The organism is Mucilaginibacter sp. P5_A6 (genome assembly GCF_056400585.1).
Genome location: NZ_JBFUKZ010000003.1, coordinates 170,501 through 188,738, shown reverse-complemented (window position 1 = coordinate 188,738; position 18,238 = coordinate 170,501). Strand labels below are relative to the sequence as shown.

General features: G+C 42.7%; 18 protein-coding genes. 3 read left to right on the top strand and 15 right to left on the bottom strand.

Annotated elements, in window-relative coordinates; genetic code table 11:
- Positions 1–7 precede the first annotated feature (7 nt).
- The gene (locus AC1DO4_RS04955; protein WP_477413525.1) at positions 8–202 is read right to left on the bottom strand and encodes a KOW motif-containing protein; all 195 of its coding nucleotides are present in this window, start codon (positions 200–202) and stop codon (positions 8–10) included.
- 189 nt (positions 203–391) lie between these two features.
- Between AC1DO4_RS04955 and AC1DO4_RS04950 the strand changes: the two genes are divergently transcribed.
- The gene (locus tag AC1DO4_RS04950; protein WP_477413523.1) at positions 392–739 is read left to right on the top strand and encodes an MmcQ/YjbR family DNA-binding protein; all 348 of its coding nucleotides are present in this window, start codon (positions 392–394) and stop codon (positions 737–739) included.
- A 101-nt stretch (positions 740–840) separates the two neighbouring features.
- On the top strand, positions 841–1,254 hold the full coding sequence (locus tag AC1DO4_RS04945) for a VOC family protein (protein WP_477413521.1): 414 nt from the start codon (positions 841–843) through the stop codon (positions 1,252–1,254).
- A gap of 603 nt (positions 1,255–1,857) precedes the next feature.
- Here AC1DO4_RS04945 and rpsJ read toward each other — a convergent pair.
- The 6 genes from rpsJ to AC1DO4_RS04915 all read right to left on the bottom strand — a co-directional run bounded on the left by rpsJ (position 1,858) and on the right by AC1DO4_RS04915 (position 6,501).
- Positions 1,858–2,163: a 30S ribosomal protein S10 gene (rpsJ, locus tag AC1DO4_RS04940; protein WP_022830652.1), complete on the bottom strand. Its 306-nt coding sequence runs from the start codon at positions 2,161–2,163 to the stop codon at positions 1,858–1,860.
- Between the two features lie 143 nt (positions 2,164–2,306).
- A complete protein-coding gene (gene fusA, locus AC1DO4_RS04935; protein WP_477405420.1) occupies positions 2,307–4,418 on the bottom strand; it encodes an elongation factor G in 2,112 nt (703 codons plus the stop codon).
- A 145-nt stretch (positions 4,419–4,563) separates the two neighbouring features.
- Positions 4,564–5,031 (bottom strand): 30S ribosomal protein S7, encoded by a 468-nt coding sequence (gene rpsG, locus AC1DO4_RS04930; RefSeq protein ID WP_076377343.1) that lies wholly within the window; start codon positions 5,029–5,031, stop codon positions 4,564–4,566.
- A gap of 19 nt (positions 5,032–5,050) precedes the next feature.
- Positions 5,051–5,473: a 30S ribosomal protein S12 gene (rpsL, locus tag AC1DO4_RS04925; protein ID WP_067190071.1), complete on the bottom strand. Its 423-nt coding sequence runs from the start codon at positions 5,471–5,473 to the stop codon at positions 5,051–5,053.
- Between the two features lie 534 nt (positions 5,474–6,007).
- The gene (locus AC1DO4_RS04920) at positions 6,008–6,187 is read right to left on the bottom strand and encodes a hypothetical protein (RefSeq protein WP_477413519.1); all 180 of its coding nucleotides are present in this window, start codon (positions 6,185–6,187) and stop codon (positions 6,008–6,010) included.
- Between the two features lie 113 nt (positions 6,188–6,300).
- The gene (locus AC1DO4_RS04915) at positions 6,301–6,501 is read right to left on the bottom strand and encodes a hypothetical protein (protein WP_477413517.1); all 201 of its coding nucleotides are present in this window, start codon (positions 6,499–6,501) and stop codon (positions 6,301–6,303) included.
- A 91-nt stretch (positions 6,502–6,592) separates the two neighbouring features.
- On the opposite strand from AC1DO4_RS04915, the gene AC1DO4_RS04910 reads away from it, so the two are divergent.
- Positions 6,593–8,347, top strand: a complete 1,755-nt coding sequence (locus AC1DO4_RS04910; protein WP_477413515.1) for a DUF885 domain-containing protein — start codon at positions 6,593–6,595, stop codon at positions 8,345–8,347.
- Between the two features lie 267 nt (positions 8,348–8,614).
- Here AC1DO4_RS04910 and AC1DO4_RS04905 read toward each other — a convergent pair whose 3' ends face one another.
- The 8 genes from AC1DO4_RS04905 to sucD form a co-directional block, all read right to left on the bottom strand.
- On the bottom strand, positions 8,615–8,842 hold the full coding sequence (locus AC1DO4_RS04905; protein ID WP_477413513.1) for a hypothetical protein: 228 nt from the start codon (positions 8,840–8,842) through the stop codon (positions 8,615–8,617).
- A 26-nt stretch (positions 8,843–8,868) separates the two neighbouring features.
- Positions 8,869–9,078, bottom strand: a complete 210-nt coding sequence (locus tag AC1DO4_RS04900; RefSeq protein ID WP_477413511.1) for a cysteine-rich CWC family protein — start codon at positions 9,076–9,078, stop codon at positions 8,869–8,871.
- Positions 9,079–9,306: 228 nt separating this feature from the next.
- Complete coding sequence (locus AC1DO4_RS04895; RefSeq protein ID WP_477413509.1) at positions 9,307–11,679, bottom strand: ribonucleoside-diphosphate reductase subunit alpha; 2,373 nt, start codon at positions 11,677–11,679, stop codon at positions 9,307–9,309.
- Between the two features lie 187 nt (positions 11,680–11,866).
- Positions 11,867–12,838 (bottom strand): ribonucleoside-diphosphate reductase small subunit, encoded by a 972-nt coding sequence (locus AC1DO4_RS04890; protein WP_477413507.1) that lies wholly within the window; start codon positions 12,836–12,838, stop codon positions 11,867–11,869.
- A 573-nt stretch (positions 12,839–13,411) separates the two neighbouring features.
- Positions 13,412–13,783, bottom strand: coding sequence for a methionine-R-sulfoxide reductase (locus AC1DO4_RS04885; protein WP_477413505.1), 372 nt, complete (start codon positions 13,781–13,783; stop codon positions 13,412–13,414).
- A 182-nt stretch (positions 13,784–13,965) separates the two neighbouring features.
- The gene (locus tag AC1DO4_RS04880) at positions 13,966–15,504 is read right to left on the bottom strand and encodes a serine hydrolase domain-containing protein (RefSeq protein WP_477413503.1); all 1,539 of its coding nucleotides are present in this window, start codon (positions 15,502–15,504) and stop codon (positions 13,966–13,968) included.
- A gap of 70 nt (positions 15,505–15,574) precedes the next feature.
- Positions 15,575–16,804, bottom strand: coding sequence for an erythromycin esterase family protein (locus AC1DO4_RS04875; RefSeq protein ID WP_477413501.1), 1,230 nt, complete (start codon positions 16,802–16,804; stop codon positions 15,575–15,577).
- A gap of 222 nt (positions 16,805–17,026) precedes the next feature.
- Complete coding sequence (gene sucD / locus AC1DO4_RS04870) at positions 17,027–17,902, bottom strand: succinate--CoA ligase subunit alpha (RefSeq protein WP_477413499.1); 876 nt, start codon at positions 17,900–17,902, stop codon at positions 17,027–17,029.
- Between the last annotated feature and the right edge of the window lie 336 nt (positions 17,903–18,238).

Sequence of the window (18,238 nt, the reverse complement as noted above, 5' to 3'; positions counted from 1 at the left end):
TAAAATATCAGGAATCTCCTTCAGCTACCACCACTACATGCCTTGCTAAAGTTTTGAATCTTACACCGTTTTTTTGTTTAACGGTAATGGTAATATGTCCTGTTTTACTCGTGTTTATATCGCTCACTTTGCCAGATTTTCCAATATGTGTTCCTCCAACAACTTTGCATTCGTCCCCATCCTTTAAATTTTCTGTGGCCATATTTATCTTTTGTTTAGTTTTTGGTTTTCTGTTTGTAATCTGCGCTCTGGTATTCTGGCCTCACGCGTAAACGCTATCTGGTATGAGCAGCACCGCCCGGTTTACGAGTAGAAGATTTGTTTTATGTTCTAATCATTCGTACATTGAACTAAAGGTAGTCAATGGAACCCGAAATATAACCTGATAGTTATGACTATAGAAACCATACAAGCCATTTGCCATAAACTGCCAGGCGTTACCGAAGACATTAAACTGGGCGAGCATTTATGTTTCAATGTAGGCGGTAAAACTTTCCTGTTTACCGGGCCCGATTCGGTGCCGCCAACTGCATCTGTAAAAGTACCGGATGATGATTTTGAGGAAACCCTGCAAAAAGACTGCTTTTCGCCCCAGGCTTATATCGGCAGGTATAAATGGGTGCATATAGCTGATATCGGCTGTTTGAGCGTCCACGACTGGGAGTTTTACATCAAGCAATCTTACCGGCTGATTGCAGCAAAGCTCCCGGCCAAAGTGCGCAAGCAAATAGGGGTGTAGGTAAGGCTGTCAGTAATCGCCCTTTAATTGTCGTATTTGCACCGCATGGGTTTGGGTGTATGGATTTACATTTGTATCATAACATTTAACAACAAACTATCATGGCAACTCAAATTTTTGTAAACCTACCGGTTAAAGACCTTAACAAATCAATCGAATTTTTTACCAGCCTGGGTTATACCTTCAATCCGCAGTTTACCAACGAAGTAGCCGGCTCGTTAGTCATAAGCGATGCCATTTTCTTTATGCTGATAACGGAGCCTTCCTTTAAAACTTTTACCAAAAAAGAAATTGCCGATGCTACAAAGGTAACCGAAGCCATTAACTGTATCTCATTAGATAGTCGCGAAGCAGTGGACGAAATGATAGCCAAAGCAGTTGCCGCCGGTGCCACCACACCAAACGACAAGCAAGACCATGGCTGGATGTACGGCTGGGGTTTCCAGGACCTTGACGGCCACCTATGGGAGTTTGCGTATATGGACATGAGCCAGCTGCCGCAGCATGTTTCTTAAGGATGTGCAGATTTCAGATTACAGATGTGCAGATGATGGCAATTATTTGAAAATTTGAAAATGAGTTTGTCTGAACCGGAATTTGTGGGATCATTAGAATTCCTTGAATTGAGATTCTGTTAATTCTCTAATTCTGAAAATTCCCGTTCAGACAAAATTTTGCGATAGGGATCGGCGCGGATACCGGCCAACGTGGCTAAGACCTGTGCAGTATGAGCATAGAGCCCGGGCCGCAGGCATCGCCCTTTTTAGTAGTAAGTAGTCAGTATCAAGTAGCGAGATTAAACCGTTCGTGCCTTATAATGACGTGACTGTAAGTTGCTGACCATCAATATGAAAAATCGTCATTGCGAGGAGGAACGACGAAGCAATCCCCAACTACACAGGGCGAATTTGCAAGCGCACCTGCTTATTGGGGATTGCTTCGTTCCTCGCAATGACGATTCAAAAAATCACGTCATCACCTTTTTTTCCAGGATTACCCTGGTGGATACTCGTATGGCGGTGGGCGAGAGATATAATCTGCAAAAACAAAAAACACCACCCGAAACCGGATGGTGCTTTTTTATGTTGTCCCACACCTTTCAGTGGGCCGGGCATCTATCAAACTTTGATTTCAACTTCAACGCCGCTCGGCAACTCAAGCTTCATCAAGGCATCTACAGTTTTCGAGTTCGAGCTGTAAATGTCTAATAAGCGCTTGTATGAGCATAATTGAAATTGCTCACGTGCCTTTTTGTTTACGTGTGGTGAACGTAAAACGGTGAAAATTTTCTTTTCGGTTGGTAACGGAAGTGGTCCGCTAACTACAGCGCCTGTTGGCTTTACTGTTTTTACGATCTTCTCGGCAGATTTATCTACCAGGTTGTAATCGTAAGATTTTAATTTGATCCTGATTCTTTGGCTCATGTTAATTTGATTTTAATCACCCTAAGAGCTATTTATTAGGGCAATTGATTGTTTATTGTTGTATTTGAAAATTTGGTAATTTGAAGATTTGAAAATTAAAAAAGCATCCTCAAATTTTCAAATCACCCATCTTCAAATTATAATTACGCGTTTGCAGCAGCTTTTTTGCCTTTTACTTTGGCAACTACTTCTTCCTGTACGTTACGTGGCGCTTCAGCATAGTGATCAAACTCCATGGTTGAAGTAGCACGGCCAGATGTGATGGTACGTAACTGGGTTACATAACCAAACATTTCTGAAAGTGGTACAGTAGCTTTAATTACCTGTGCACCTGCACGTGAATCCATACCTAAAAGCTGGCCACGACGACGGTTCATGTCACCGATAACATCACCCATGTTTTCTTCAGGGGTAAGGATCTCGATTTTCATGATCGGCTCAAGCAATACTGGTTTACATTTTGGCAATGCCTCACGGTAAGCCATCTTAGCTGCTAACTCGAAAGATAGCGCATCTGAATCGACCGCGTGGAACGAACCATCAATTAAACGTACTTTTAAGCTGGTTAACGGGAAGCCGGCTAATACACCGTTTGCCATTGAAGCCGCGAAGCCTTTTTCAACAGATGGGATAAACTCACGGGGGATTGAACCACCGCTGATTTCGTTCACAAACTGTAAACCTTCTTTACCTTCATCGTTTGGTGAAAGTATAACCTGGATATCGGCAAATTTACCACGACCACCGGTTTGTTTCTTGTAAGTTTCGCGGTGCTGAACGGTACCTGTAATTGCTTCTTTATAAGCAACTTGTGGCGCGCCCTGGTTAACCTCTACTTTAAACTCACGTTTCAAACGATCCATGATGATATCTAAGTGAAGCTCGCCCATACCGCTGATTACAGTCTGGCCGGTTTCTTCGTCAGATTTTACGTGGAAAGTTGGATCCTCTTCAGATAATTTACCAAGAGCGATACCTAATTTATCAACGTCAGCCTGAGTTTTAGGCTCAATAGCCAAACCGATAACCGGGTCAGGGAAATTCATCGATTCAAGGATGATCGGGAATTTCTCATCGCAAAGGGTATCACCTGTTTTAATATCTTTAAAGCCTACTACCGCTGCAATATCACCTGCACCTACGTTAGGGATAGGGTTTTGCTTGTTAGCATGCATCTGGAATATACGTGAAATACGCTCTTTATTATCTGAACGCATGTTATGCACATATGAACCAGCCTCTAAATTACCAGAGTATACGCGGATAAAGCACAACCTACCTACGAAAGGATCAGTAGCAATTTTAAACGCTAATGCTGCAAATGGTTCTTTTTCAGATGGTTTACGTAAAATTTCTTCGCCGGTATCTGGGTGATGACCGATGATACCTTCAACATCCATAGGAGAAGGAAGCAATTCCATCACGTAATCAAGCATGGTTTGTACACCTTTGTTTTTGAAAGATGAACCACATACCATAGGAACAATTTTGGCATCTAAAACAGCTTTACGTAAAGCATCAAGCACTTCACGCTCAGTAATTGTTTCAGGAGCGTCAAAGAATTTCTCCATCAGGCTCTCATCGTAATCAGCAACTGATTCCAATAATTTCTCTCTCCACTCGGTAGCTTCTTCAATCATATCCTCCGGGATAGGCACTTCGGTAAAGGTCATACCTTTATCATGCTCATTCCAAACAATACCTTTCCAGTTAATCAAATCCACTACACCTTTAAAGTGCTCTTCAGCACCAATAGGTAACTGCAATGGTACTGCGTTACTGCCTAACATGCTTTTTACCTGTTTTACAACATTTAAAAAGTCGGCACCGCTACGGTCCATTTTATTAACGAAACCTATACGGGCAACGTTATAATTGTTGGCAAGTCTCCAGTTGGTTTCTGATTGTGGCTCAACACCATCAACGGCGCTAAAAAGGAACACCAAACCATCTAATACACGCAGTGAACGGTTTACCTCAACGGTAAAATCCACGTGACCCGGTGTATCAATAATGTTGATATGGTATTTTTGACCTCTGTAGTTCCAGTTAACTGTTGTAGCAGCAGATGTAATTGTAATACCACGTTCCTGCTCTTGTGCCATCCAGTCCATGGTGGCAGCACCTTCGTGCACTTCACCAATTTTGTGGCTTACGCCCGAGTAGTAAAGGATACGCTCGGTAGTGGTAGTTTTACCGGCATCAATGTGAGCGGCAATACCTATATTTCTTGTAAATCTTAGATCTCTTGACATTTTTTTTATTTTATGATTTCACCGGCTTTTTAAAATGATTACACTGATTTACTGATTTTACCGCTGTGGGCGCAATCATAATAAATCAGTGTAACCTTAATATATAATCGGTGTAATCCTTTCTATATCGGTGTAATCCTTGTAATTAGAATCTAAAGTGCGAGAACGCTTTGTTGGCTTCAGCCATTTTATGCGTATCTTCTTTCTTTTTCACTGCTGCACCTTCACCTTTAGCTGCTGATATGATCTCACCGGCTAATTTCTCCATCATGGTTTTTTCACCACGACGACGGGCATAGCTGATCAGCCATTTCATACCCAAAGCTATTTTACGCTCCGGACGAACTTCTGTTGGCACCTGGAAGTTTGCACCACCTACACGGCGGCTTTTTACTTCAACAGCTGGCATAACATTGTTTAAAGCCTTTTTCCAGGTTTCTAAACCGCTTTCGCTGGTTTTCTTTTCAACAATATCAACTGCATTATAAAATATAGAGTATGCGGTAGATTTTTTACCATCATACATCATGTTATTTACGAACCTTGTAACCAGGGTATCATTGAACCTTGGATCAGGAAGGATAATTCTTTTTTTTGGTTTTGACTTTCTCATTGCTTTCTATCCTCCTTAATTATTTCTTTTTCTTAGCTGGTGCGCCTTTTGTAGGTGCAGCTGCCTGACCTGGTTTAGGGCGTTTTGTTCCGTATTTACTACGACGTTGGTTCCTGCCGGCAACACCTGATGTATCTAACGCGCCACGGATGATGTGGTAACGTACACCTGGTAAATCCTTAACACGACCACCGCGGATCAAAACGATAGAGTGCTCCTGTAAGTTGTGACCTTCACCCGGGATGTAAGCATTTACTTCTTTTCCATTGGTTAAGCGCACACGGGCAACTTTACGCATTGCTGAGTTTGGTTTTTTAGGGGTAGTGGTATACACGCGTGTGCATACTCCTCTTCGCTGTGGACAGCTGTCCAACGCTGGCGACTTACTCTTGTCAACCAGAGCTACTCTACCTTTTCTAACTAATTGCTGAATAGTAGGCATTTTTTCCTTTTTGTATTTACAGTTTTATCCTTATTTTAAGGACTGCAAAGGTACGGAGTATTTTTTGATTTTCAAGGGATTGGGTAGAAAAAGTTTTGTAAATGGTTGATTGGGTGGAGGGAAGGGCTCAATAACCCCAAAAAATGCTTCTTTAAATAACTTTGGCTACTGTAGCCGATACTTTTTAAAATACCCCTTTTCGAAAAAAAATCTATTTAAATCGAGATAAATCTCATTTTTATAATACGTGTATAAAACTAAGCCTGGTTTTATCAACATAAGTTAACATCAATAGTAATTTAAAAAGTTTTAGCCGGCTTGTTTTGAGTACGATAAAACTTAAGGGCATAAATTTCAAAACCCCGGCCCCGGTTTTAGCCAAATAGCCCGGCCATCTTTTTGTAGATAGCCGGGCTAAGTATGTATTCCTTTCAGATTTTTAAATGAACGTTTACAATGTTCTGTAAACAAACAAAGCGATGATCCAACCGATCACCGCCTTGCTATCAATCACTCTAAAACAACACTCAAAAATTAGTAATGGTTATAACCATCATGGCCATGGCCACGGTCGCCGCCATTATTATATCCGTTATGGTACCTGTCATGATGACCTCTGTGGTGTCCGTATCCATCGCGTACCACGCAACCTGAGGTTACTGATACCACTGCTGCTGATATTAATAGTGCAAATGCAACAAATCTCTTTTTCATGATATATATTTTTAATGCGTCATCTAATATTAAGATGTATACATGTATGATGTATTTTTAATGAAAAGGATTAATCAGGCAGGGATTATTTTAATTATTCAACAAAAAGGCCTTTAACTTTTAAGGTTAAAGGCCCCAATATTTATCGCGCCGGTGTTGGCGGCTTGGGTGGGTGCGGCATGTTCTTGGGCGGTGCACAGCTTATAGCTAAAGTGGCAACCATTGCGGCAAGCAATAGTATGGCGGTGAATTTCTTTTTCATAGTTGTATGTTTTATATACATAATAATATTGGCTGATAATTGTTTTAAACAATTGGTTTTCAGTTAAATCATTTATGTATCGATTGCACCCTTGCCCAATCCCCGGTAAACTATTATCTTAGGTTTTTTCAAATCTATTCTGTATGAAAAAGTTAGCCTTCCTGATCATTCCTTTTTGTATCCTCATTAGCTGTAAGCCTAAATCTTCCGGCGATAGTGCGCTTTCGGGCGATGCCGCGTTTCAAAAACTGGCCGATGATTATCTTGACGGCTACCTGGCCTGGCGACCGGCTTATGGTGTTGCTTTGGGATATCACCAGTATGATGGTAAGGTTACGGATATCAGCAAAACTTCTATAGATAAGGAACTGGCCCGTTTAAAAGATTTTGATGCGAAGTTAAGCAGTGCGGATACTGCATCCTTGAGCCCAAAGGCGTTTTATGATTACCGCATTTTGCGTTCGGCTATAAAAGGCGAGATCTGGACTTTTGAGGACCTGGGGACCTACACCAAAAATCCTATGACCTATGCGGGAATAGTTGATGTAAGCATTTATGTGAAACGTAATTTTGCACCGATAGAAGAGCGGGTAAAATCCATCATCGCCATAGAAAAACAGGCACCCAAATTATTGGCCGATGCCAGGCTTAACCTCAACGATACTTTAGCCAAACCGTATGTAGAAACCGCTATCCAGATAGCACAAGGCTCGGCCGCGTTTTTAGGCGGCGACCTGAAAGTAGCACTGAAAGATGTGAAGAACGATACGCTGATTAAAACTTTCAACAAAGTTAACGCGGCAGCCATTGTAGCGGTTAACGATTTTGCTGATTTCCTGAAGAAAGAAAAGCTGCCCAAGGCAAATAATAAATATGCCATTGGCACAGCCAGCTACCAAAAAATGCTGCTGTATAGCGAGGGCATTAAACTTACGCCCGATAAGGTATTACAGATAGGGTTAACGCAGTTAAAAAAAGAACAGGAATCATTTAATGCCGCCGCGAAGATCATCAACCCCAATAAAAAACCGGTTGATGTGTACCACGATTTGCAAAAAGACCACCCAACTGCCCAAAGCCTGATCCCCGATGCCAAAAAGAACCTGGAGCAGATCAGGCAGTTCCTGATCGATAAAAACATTGTAACCATGCCATCGGCGGTAAGGGTTAAGGTGGAAGAGACCCCGCAATATGCACGCGCTACTGGCACAGCTTCTATGGATACGCCCGGTCCGTTTGAAACAAAGGCAACCGAGGCTTACTACTATATTACCCCGGTTGATCCCAAATGGACAGCACAACAAAAAGAGGATTGGCTAAAGCAGTTTGATTATTATACTACCGATAACGTGACTATTCACGAAGCATATCCCGGCCACTATACCCAGTTTTTACACCTTAATGCCTCGTCGGCTACCAAAATTGAAAAGATCTTTGGCAGCTACGCCTATGTAGAAGGCTGGGCGCACTATTGCGAAAAAATGATGGCTGATGAGGGTTATGGTCATAATGGCGATTCGGTAAAGGCAGCTAAGTATCGCTTGGCACAATCGGGCGATGCATTGCTGAGGCTTTGCCGTTTGTGTGTATCCATTAAAACCCATACCCAGGGCATGAGTGTTGATGAGGGCACCAAATTTTTTATGAATAACTGGTACCAGGGCGATAAACCATCAAGGCAGGAAGCCTTGCGTGGTACCTTCGATCCCGGATACCTGTTTTACACCATTGGCAAGCTGGAAATACTAAAACTGCGCGAGGATTACAAAAAACAGGAGGGCGCCAGCTTCTCCCTCAAAAAATTCCACGACCAGGTACTCGACCATGGCATGCCCCAGATTGGTATGCTGCGCGAAATTATGCTAAAGGATAAAAGTATATGGGGGGATGTGTTGTAGAGGATTCATTCAATAGAATATAAATAGACCGTCATTGCGAGGTACGAAGCAATCCCCAATTTACAGAGTAGCTTTGCAAATCCGATCTGCATAGTTTGGGATTGCTTCGTACCTCGCAATGACGCGTGGAAATGTACTTCATTAGAAGTATAAAAACATTAATGAATCAAATTTAAACGGCTTCTAAATGTACACATGCCAGTTACCCCGGATGCCGAAATAAATTCGGCATGACTTTGCATGGGTTTAGTCGTGGCCCGGTTGGAATTATGCGAGGGTGAAATCGAAAAGGTCAGAGATCGAATAAGATTTTGTTTCCCCTTTACGTATCTCCTTTACTTCTTTCAACCCTTCTTTTATCTCGTTTAAAAGTTTAGCCTTCTTTGCTGCTGCCTTATCCGAAGAAATAGAAATTATCTCGCCACCCAATTCTTTTACAATTGCCGACAATTTTCCCCTGGCTTTTTCAGGAACTTGTATGGTTATTGTGGTCATACATCAAATATAATTATTATCTACAATTATACCAACCCCATGCCAACCCTATACTCCTGCTGAACAACCAGCAGGCAATTGGCGCATAAGCACCCCTCGTAAAGCTCACTCACATACTGCACCTCGTTAAGAGTAAGCTGCACAGTACTGCACTGGCACTTGGTGAATGAATTTGCTTTACATTCAAAAGGGGCCTCACAGCGTTCGCAACGGATGATCTCGTGTTTTGGGTGCATTTTTTAGTTCATGGTTCATGGTCTATAGACCATGGGTATGTGCGAAGGTAGAGAAAGTTGAAATAATTAATAAAACATCAGTGTCATTAAATATAAACAATTGTGCTGTATGATGCAATACGTTATCCCCCCCAAAATGCATCAAAAGAAAAAGTCCATAAACCCTGTGGCTTATGGACTTTTTCTATAGTCCTTTATCTTTTGTCCAAAAATCCTTTGTCTAAAGGATTACGCAGAACAGGTAACGCAACCTTCTTCCATTGAGCAGCTTGGGCCTTCCGGAACGTTATCAGCAAGCTGGTTTACATGCTCAGGGATAACTGGTTCCATGTTTGATCCGCCCTGGTTTTCAACAGTGAACTTAACAGCTTGTGAAGCGGCTTGTGTACGCAGGTAATACATACCTGTTTTTAAGCCTTTCTTCCATGCGTAGAAGTGCATTGAAGTAAGTTTGGAAGCGTTTGGCGAGTTGATGAACAGGTTTAATGATTGTGACTGGCAAACATAAGCACCCCTGTCAGCAGCCATATCAATAATGTTACGCATCTTAATTTCCCAAACTGTTTTGTACAGTTCTTTGATATCGGCAGGTATTTCAGCGATATCCTGTACAGATCCGTTTGCTGTGATGATCTTATCTTTCATAGCAGGGGTCCATAAACCAAGGTTAACCAAATCGCGCAGCAAATATTTGTTTACTACAATAAACTCACCACTTAATACACGGCGGGTGTAAATGTTTGAGGTATATGGCTCAAAGCACTCGTTGTTACCCAATATTTGTGAGGTTGACGCGGTTGGCATCGGTGCAACTAACAGTGAGTTGCGTACACCATGGTTCATTACATCAAGGCGCAGGTTTTCCCAATCCCAACGGGTGCTGGCAGGCGATACATTCCAAAGATCAAACTGGAACTTACCTTTTGACAATGGCGAACCTTTAAACGTTTCGTAAGCGCCATCTTTTATAGCCAGGTCTTTTGAAGCCGTCATGGCAGCAAAGTAAATGGTTTCAAAAATCTCTTTGTTCAGTTGTTTTGCCTGGTCGCTTTCAAACGGCATACGCAGCTGAATAAAAGTATCTGCCAAACCTTGTACACCTAAACCAATAGGGCGGTGACGTAAGTTTGAGTATTCGGCTTCTTTAACCGGGTAGTAGTTATGATCGATGATCTTATTCAGGTTTAAAGTAGCCTGGTAAGTTACATCGTACAATTTATTATGATCAAATGTGCCGTTGCTGATGTAGCGTGGCAATGCTAATGAAGCAAGGTTACAAACCGCTATTTCATTGGCATCGGTGTACTCCATAATTTCGGTACAAAGGTTTGAGCTTTTTATAGTACCTAAATTTTGTTGGTTCGATTTGCTGTTGGCAGCATCTTTATACAACAGGTATGGTGTACCGGTTTCAACCTGGGCATCCAATACGGCAAACCAAAGTTCCTGTGCTTTAACCGTACGGCGTGCGCGGCCTTCTTTCTCGTACCGGGTGTACAATTCAACAAATTCGGCACCAAAGCAATCGGCCAGGCCTGGTGCTTCATGCGGACAGAACAGGCTCCACTCTTCGTTGGCCTCAACACGCTCCATGAATAAGTCGGATACCCAAAGGGCATAAAACAGGTCGCGGGCGCGCATTTCTTCTTTACCGTGGTTTTTGCGCAGGTCTAAAAATTCAAATATATCCGCATGCCATGGCTCAAGGTAAATAGCGAAAGCGCCTTTACGCTTGCCGCCGCCCTGGTCAACATAACGGGCAGTATCGTTAAATACACGCAGCATCGGGATAATGCCGTTGCTTGTACCGTTTGTACCGCTGATGTATGAGCCTGTAGCTCTTACATTGTGGATGCTTAAACCGATACCACCGGCACTTTGCGATATTTTAGCAGTTTGTTTTAAAGTATCGTAAATACCATCAATGCTATCATCTTTCATGGTTAATAAAAAGCACGACGACATTTGTGGTTTTGGTGTACCCGCGTTGAACAGCGTAGGCGTAGCGTGTGTGAACCAGCGCTCGCTCATTAAATGGTAAGTTTTGATGGCGCTTTCTACATCCTCCTTGTGGATACCTACCGATACGCGCATAAACAGGTGTTGCGGACGCTCAACAATTTTACCGTCAACCTTTAACAGGTATGATTTTTCTAAGGTTTTAAAACCGAAGTAATCGAAACCAAAGTCGCGGTCATAAATGATGGTGCTATCCAGCAGTTCGGCATTGGCCTCAATAACTTCCCATACGTCATCGGCTATAAGTGAAGCATTTTTACCGGTTTTGCCATCCACGTAATTGTACAGGATGCGCATGGTTTCTGAAAACGACTTGATAGTGTTTTTGTGCAGGTTTGATACCGCGATGCGCGATGCCAGCAAAGCATAATCAGGATGCTTCGTCGTTAGTGACGCGGCAGTTTCGGCAGCAAGGTTATCCAGTTCTGATGTGGTTACTCCATCAAATAAACCTTCAATTACCTTTTTTGCCACATCAATTGGGTCAACCAGCTGGAACCCATAGCACAGTTTTTCGATACGTGCTGTGATCTTGTCGAATTTTACCGATTCTTTTCTACCGTCTCTTTTTACTACAAGCATGTTAGTGGTATTTAGTAGTTAGCACCAGGTAGCAAGACCTGAACCAACTTGTGTATATATTGTATATTGTTAACTCTTATTTTTTGTATCAAGTAGTTAGTATCAGGTAACAAGACCTTTTACCAACCGGTGATTTTTAGGGGTAATTAAGTATCCTGATACTTGATACTAATTACTTGATACTGACTTAAAAGTCTTCATCCAATGAAAACGCCTTGCTTTCGGCGTTGTTTAATACACCGCTTTTCTGGTAGTCGCCAACACGTTTTTCAAAGAAGTTGGTTTTGCCCTGCAGGGATATCATCTCCATAAAATCGAACGGATTACTTGCACCGTAGTGTTTTTCGTAACCCAGCTCACCCAGCCATCTGTCGGCCACAAATTCAATATACTGGCCCATCATTTTGGCGTTCATGCCAATCAGGTTAACCGGCAATGCATCGGTAACAAATTCTTTTTCAATTTCAACCGCGTCGGTAATGATCTTTAAAACGGCATCAGCGCTTAACCTTTTGTTCAGCATTTTGTACAGCAGGCATGCAAATTCGCAATGCGAACCTTCATCACGCGAGATTAATTCATTGCTGAAGGTTAATCCCGGCATCAGGCCGCGTTTTTTAAGCCAGAAGATAGAACAGAAACTACCCGAGAAGAAGATGCCTTCAACAGCTGCAAAAGCCACCAAACGCTCGGCAAAGTTGCCATTGTTTATCCAGCGCAGCGCCCATTCTGCTTTTTTGGTTACACATGGTATAGTATCAATAGCATGGAACAGGCGGTCTTTTTCGGCCGGGTCTTTTATATACGTATCAATTAACAGGGCATAGGTTTCTGAGTGGATATTCTCCATCATGATCTGGAAGCCGTAAAAGCAACGAGCCTCTGGCAACTGTACCTCGCTCATAAAATTCACGGCTAAGTTTTCATTCACTATACCGTCGCTTGCTGCAAAGAAAGCCAGGATATGCGAAATGAAATGTTTCTCGCCCGGATTCAGGTTTTCCCAATGCTTCATATCATCCGAAAGATCGATCTCCTCGGCTGTCCAAAAACTGGCTTCAGCCTTTTTGTACATTTCCCAAATGGCCGGATACTTAATAGGTAGTATCACAAACCTGTCTTTGTTCTCTCTCAGTAATATTTCGTCTTCCTGTATCATTGGTACCTGTTTTTTTTCGTTTTATTTTTACGTAGCGCCATCAGACACCAAAGCAAGCCTTATTATACATAAAGCTTTCAAGTTTTTGTGATTTGGTTTGGTTAACCACAATGTTTTAGCATGTAAATCTCTGACAGTTAAGTGTTTGTATTGTTGGATGACGAATGCATCCGGCTGTCTGTTGAATACTTTTTTATTGCCTTGTACAACAAAGTTAATGTTTGCTTTGGAAAGCTGTTAATGATAGTTTTTAACAAAGCCCCGAGTTATTAACACTTAGTGCAATAACTTTTTAAACCATTCAACGAAACAGAAAATTAATGAACTTGATTACAGCTAATTAAAAATCACCACTAAAATGCATAGTGTAAAAACTTGCCGGATACAATAATTTAACATTATAAATTACTTTACTTAACACCGACAGTTATTGAAAAATACATAACACCCTTGCTAAGGGTTGGTAGGGATTTCGGAAATTGCTCCCAAAATGCGATCGCAAAACCCGGATGTGGAAAAACAAAATATCCGGGACGATAATCATTACCCGGATATTCCTGAATGGGGTAAAAATTATTTAACATTTTCGGCCGATACAAATTTCATCGACACAGAATTTACACAATGGCGGGTATTTTTTGGAGTGAGGTATTCGCCTTCAAAAACGTGACCCAAATGCGCGCCGCAATTTGCACAAACAATTTCAACCCGGTGACCATCGGCATCTGTTACTCTTTTTACCGCGCCGGGAATCTCATCATCAAAACTTGGCCAGCCGCAATGCGATTCGAATTTTGATTCGGACGTGTAAAGCGGGGTATCACAACGTTTGCAAACATATAAACCATGGGCATCATTATTTAGCAAAGCGCCCGTAAATGGCCGCTCGGTACCTTTGTATAGTATTACCCTTTCTTCTTCGGGCGTTAATTTGTTATATTCCATTTATTTATGATTACACTGATTGTTAGGGTGATTTCATCGATTGATTATTGATTTTACCGATAACAACCCGATTTTTACCTACATAAAGATACGACAAATTGAGGGCATTAAATGTTTTAGAGGGGGATGTTTACATTGGTTTGACGGTGCGAAGAAAGGCACTTTTACCGCTGAATTCCCCTTCAGGGGGCCGGTGGGCTTATATCCAAATGATACTCCTGTATCAAAGGCGGGTTCTCCGGCGTGAGCGTAAAACTTACTTTGATACTGGCATTTTCTCCCTTAATAATAAAATATCCCCTCAATTGATTTTCTGCTATCACATCACCAATACTTACCGTTTTGCCTGCTTTTGCAAAAGCTTCAGCGGCCGCTGCTTTTAGTTTTTCGGGAAAGTAATCCATAAAAAAATTGTCGGCAAAAATGCCGCTTTCTTTGGCCTTGCTCCAGTCGGCAATAACTTTCAGGAGGTCATTTTTACGCTGATCAAGTATAACAGAAGGCGGCAATTGGCGTGGTTTAATTCCTGATAGGGCAAGCAATGTATCCAACACCTGGGTGTTAGGGTAGCCTGCGCGCGCATAGGTAAGGTTGGCGAATGAAACCACACCTATACCATAATCGGGCATGATGTTCCATTGGCTTCCAAAGCCCGGTAAACCGCCTGTGTGGCCAATATAAACCCGGTTATCGCAATCCCTGGCCCAGCGCAGGCCATAAGCATAGGCGCTCACATTAGGGCAGGGGCGGCCGGTAGTTGTTTTGGCATTGGCCGTTAAATAATTTACATCCCAGGGGTACTGCATTTCGCGGATCGAGCTGCGTTTTATGGGGCCGGTTTCGGCATCATCCCTTGGCGGCCAGGCATCCAGGTGAAGCGACATATACTTACTAAAATCCTCTATAGTAGTAATAAGGCCGCCCATGGCGCCGTAGGCGCCATCGTGCAGCAAGGGTTGCTCCACCCATTTATCATCCAGCCAGCGGTAGCCCAGCGCCAGTTGCTCTTTGGGTACTTTAGTATATTCCCAATAGGTATGTGTCATGCCCAAAGGTTTCAGGATATTTTCGTTGATGTAGGTTTCATAGGTTTTGCCGGATACCTTTTTGATGATATAGCCCAGTGTAGCAAAGCCAAGGTTACTATACTCGTAGCCTAAACCGGGGTTGTTGGAAAAGGATACACCTTTTTTATAAAGCGCTATCAGCTCATCATCGCTAACGGCCAGTTGCCTGTCGCCCCAGGGATTATCTTCCGGGTAGCCGGCAGCGTGGGTGAGCAGGTGTCTTACAGTTACCGGCGTTGCATCTTTGGTAAGGTACCTGGTATTCTTCATCTCGGGGATGTACAGGTAGGCCGGGTCATCCAGTTTCAGTTTGCCTTCGTCGCGTAGCTTTAAAATGGCCATGGCGGTGAGGCTTTTGGTCATAGATGCAATGCGGAAAGCGGATTTTGGGGTAGCTGCTATCTTATCAGGAATATCGGTATAGCCAAGGCCGCCTACATGCACCAGTTTACCGTCAACCACAATGCCGTAAGCCAGGCCGGGCCAATGGTTTTTTTCGGCATAGTCCTTATAAATCTGGTCGATGATGGGGAAGGTGGTCTCTATTTTTTTTAACCTGTCGGGATCGGTAAAGGCGGCGGGTTTGTAGGTTTGAGCAGAAGCTGTTGCACAGCACGAAAATAAAAGTAACCAAAACAGATTTTTTTTGATCATGGGTGATGTTTTAAAGCTGATGTTCCTAAATTAAAGAATTTTCTGCATTGTTTCCACCCGCTTCCCCGCTTTACCTTTTTATATCCATCGCTGCGGTGGTTTTACGAAAAAAGATGAGGGCATCATAAGCTTCGCCCAGTTTTTGCCGCACAAGCAGCCTCTGGGTGTCTTTAAAATCGGTAAAAATAGCGCCAACGGTATAGGCATAATGTTGCTCGTTTAAAAACTGTTTCAACCCCGCATCTGCCGAAGCAGTTTTGAAATCCAGAATAAAACCAGGGCTGCTTGCACTGGCAAAAGCAGTATCGTAGCTGTCGCTATTGTTTATAGCAGGTACATCGTAGCTGCCATTTCTGCCCATAGCTTTATCAAACGCACGGATAGTGCCGCTGCCAAACCCAAACCCGAAAGCATAATAACTATCCTTAAAACGGCCAGCCAGCAACATTCCCATCCGGGCAACATCATAATTATCCTTTGCTTTGCGCACATGCTCATTATGCGCCCAGATCATCATTTTATCGCCTTGGGTATAATTGTATATCCATGCGCAATTTTCGGCCATAAACTCATCCCTTACTTCTGTGCTTTTTGTGGGATAGAATTTTGAATTAGAATTAATGTAGACCACAAACTGCTCAAGCGCCCGCACATCCTGATTGTATAAATTCACTTTATCACTATCGGTAGATGCCAGCCGGATGCTTTTAAGCAAGGTTATAGTATTCTTCATACTTTTTTTTTCTCCATTGGTAATACTTGCCCATTGTTTAGCCATCACTTTAAAACTCTCCTCAATTTCGGGGCTAAGCTGTTTGCTTTCGGTAAGGAGATCTTTAATCAAACGGGTAGATGTTTGCCCGTCCTGCATATCACAGCCATAAAATTTAACCCGGTTCTGGATAGGTTGCGATTGATTGTACGTTTTAATCCACTTAGCCATTTGTACAAACTCATCTGTCATCCAAATACCAAAGCCCATTGCTGATAGCCCCTGGTAAGGATCGCCTTTGCCATAAAGTACATAATCATTCATGGTTTGAGTACCGGTAAAGCTGGCCTCGATCACAAAGGTTTTAAAACCCATCTCTTTTACCAAAAACTCCAGCATGCGGTGTTTGTACACAAAAAACTCGTGTGTGCCATGTGTAGCCTCGCCAAGGCCAACAATCTTTTTATCTTTTAAAATTTCCTTCAGCGGTTGCAGGTCGCTGTAACCGCTATCGGGGTCCAGTGTTTTAATGGGAATCAGGCTGTTGTTAATAGCCTTAATCAGCTGCTCATTGCTTTGGACATTCACGCTTTCTGAGCAATAACCGGTCAAAAAAATAAAACTTAATAAAAGAAACTTGGACCGGCGCGAAGAAAAAGGCATAAGTATGTGTTTAGATGAAGGAAAAATAAGCCATTCCTTTCATATAAGCAGGCTATTAACATTTTTTAACAAAACAAAAAAATCCCGGCCAAAACTGACCAGGATTCAAATATGTTTTTCCAGTTCCCCCTTTAGGGGGTTAGGGGGCTATAACTTCGCCAATTCTTCTGCCATAGCAGCGCCAATTTCGGCAGGAGATTCTACTACGCGGATCCCGCACTCGGCCATAATTTTCATTTTGGCAGCAGCTGTATCGTCGGCACCGCCAACAATTGCACCCGCGTGACCCATCCTGCGGCCCGGAGGCGCGGTTTGGCCGGCAATAAAACCTACAACCGGTTTAGTGCCAAATTCTTTAATCCAACGGGCTGCATCAGCTTCCATGCTGCCGCCAATTTCGCCTATCATGATAATGCCATGTGTATCAGGGTCATTCATCAACAGTTCAACAGCCTCTTTGGTTGGGGTACCAATAATAGGGTCGCCGCCAATACCTATAGCGGTAGTGATACCTAAACCGGCTTTAACCACCTGGTCAACCGCTTCGTAAGTTAAGGTTCCTGATTTTGAAACAACGCCCACATTACCTTTTTTGAAGATAAAGCCTGGCATAATACCAATTTTGCTTTCATCGGCAGTAATAATTCCCGGGCAATTAGGGCCAATAAGACGTGCGTCCTTATCGGTTAAGTATTCTTTTACCGCAATCATATCCTTTGTAGGGATACCTTCGGTGATACAAACAATAACCTTAATGCCAGCCTCTGCAGCTTCCATAATGGCATCAGCGCCGAAAGCAGGAGGTACAAAAATGATAGATACATCGGCGCCCGTTTGGTCAACGGCATCTTTAACAGTGTTAAAAACAGGCCTGTCTAAATGCGACTGACCGCCCTTACCTGGTGTTACACCGCCAACAAGCTGGGTACCATAAGCAATCATTTGCTCGGCATGGTAACTGCCTTCTTTACCGGTGAAACCTTGTACAATAACTTTTGAATCTTTATTTACGAGAACACTCATTGGTTTTTTTCGTTTAGTACGGCAAAGCTAAAGTTTTTGTCCGAATGTCAAACCCCCGGGGCAGGTAATTTTATATGTTAACATAAAAGTGACTTTATGGTATTAAATAATTGCTTTAACAGGCAGGTTTTGGTTGTTTCACCCGATAAAACCGGGGCCAGGCTTTTCGTTACAAGTCCTCGCTTTGCCTTTGCCTGTAGGTCTGCGCCCGCTGAGGGCTTTTCACGCAAATCCCGTATGTAGGTTTCATCCGCGATTTTGTATTTTGAACGCATGAGCCGCAATTATAAATTCAGAAATCCCGAAGGATTATATTTTGTAAGTTTTGTAAACGTT

Excerpts from the sequence above, each read along its gene's own strand:
- AC1DO4_RS04955 (WP_477413525.1), bottom strand. The coding sequence starts at position 202 with ATGGCCACAGAAAATTTAAAGGATGGGGACGAATGCAAAGTTGTTGGA.
- AC1DO4_RS04950 (WP_477413523.1), top strand. The coding sequence starts at position 392 with ATGACTATAGAAACCATACAAGCCATTTGCCATAAACTGCCAGGCGTT.
- AC1DO4_RS04945 (WP_477413521.1), top strand. The coding sequence starts at position 841 with ATGGCAACTCAAATTTTTGTAAACCTACCGGTTAAAGACCTTAACAAA.
- rpsJ (WP_022830652.1), bottom strand. The coding sequence starts at position 2,163 with ATGAGCCAAAGAATCAGGATCAAATTAAAATCTTACGATTACAACCTG.
- fusA (WP_477405420.1), bottom strand. The coding sequence starts at position 4,418 with ATGTCAAGAGATCTAAGATTTACAAGAAATATAGGTATTGCCGCTCAC.
- rpsG (WP_076377343.1), bottom strand. The coding sequence starts at position 5,031 with ATGAGAAAGTCAAAACCAAAAAAAAGAATTATCCTTCCTGATCCAAGG.
- rpsL (WP_067190071.1), bottom strand. The coding sequence starts at position 5,473 with ATGCCTACTATTCAGCAATTAGTTAGAAAAGGTAGAGTAGCTCTGGTT.
- AC1DO4_RS04920 (WP_477413519.1), bottom strand. The coding sequence starts at position 6,187 with ATGAAAAAGAGATTTGTTGCATTTGCACTATTAATATCAGCAGCAGTG.
- AC1DO4_RS04910 (WP_477413515.1), top strand. The coding sequence starts at position 6,593 with ATGAAAAAGTTAGCCTTCCTGATCATTCCTTTTTGTATCCTCATTAGC.
- AC1DO4_RS04905 (WP_477413513.1), bottom strand. The coding sequence starts at position 8,842 with ATGACCACAATAACCATACAAGTTCCTGAAAAAGCCAGGGGAAAATTG.
- AC1DO4_RS04900 (WP_477413511.1), bottom strand. The coding sequence starts at position 9,078 with ATGCACCCAAAACACGAGATCATCCGTTGCGAACGCTGTGAGGCCCCT.
- AC1DO4_RS04895 (WP_477413509.1), bottom strand. The coding sequence starts at position 11,679 with ATGCTTGTAGTAAAAAGAGACGGTAGAAAAGAATCGGTAAAATTCGAC.
- AC1DO4_RS04890 (WP_477413507.1), bottom strand. The coding sequence starts at position 12,838 with ATGATACAGGAAGACGAAATATTACTGAGAGAGAACAAAGACAGGTTT.
- AC1DO4_RS04885 (WP_477413505.1), bottom strand. The coding sequence starts at position 13,783 with ATGGAATATAACAAATTAACGCCCGAAGAAGAAAGGGTAATACTATAC.
- AC1DO4_RS04880 (WP_477413503.1), bottom strand. The coding sequence starts at position 15,504 with ATGATCAAAAAAAATCTGTTTTGGTTACTTTTATTTTCGTGCTGTGCA.
- sucD (WP_477413499.1), bottom strand. The coding sequence starts at position 17,902 with ATGAGTGTTCTCGTAAATAAAGATTCAAAAGTTATTGTACAAGGTTTC.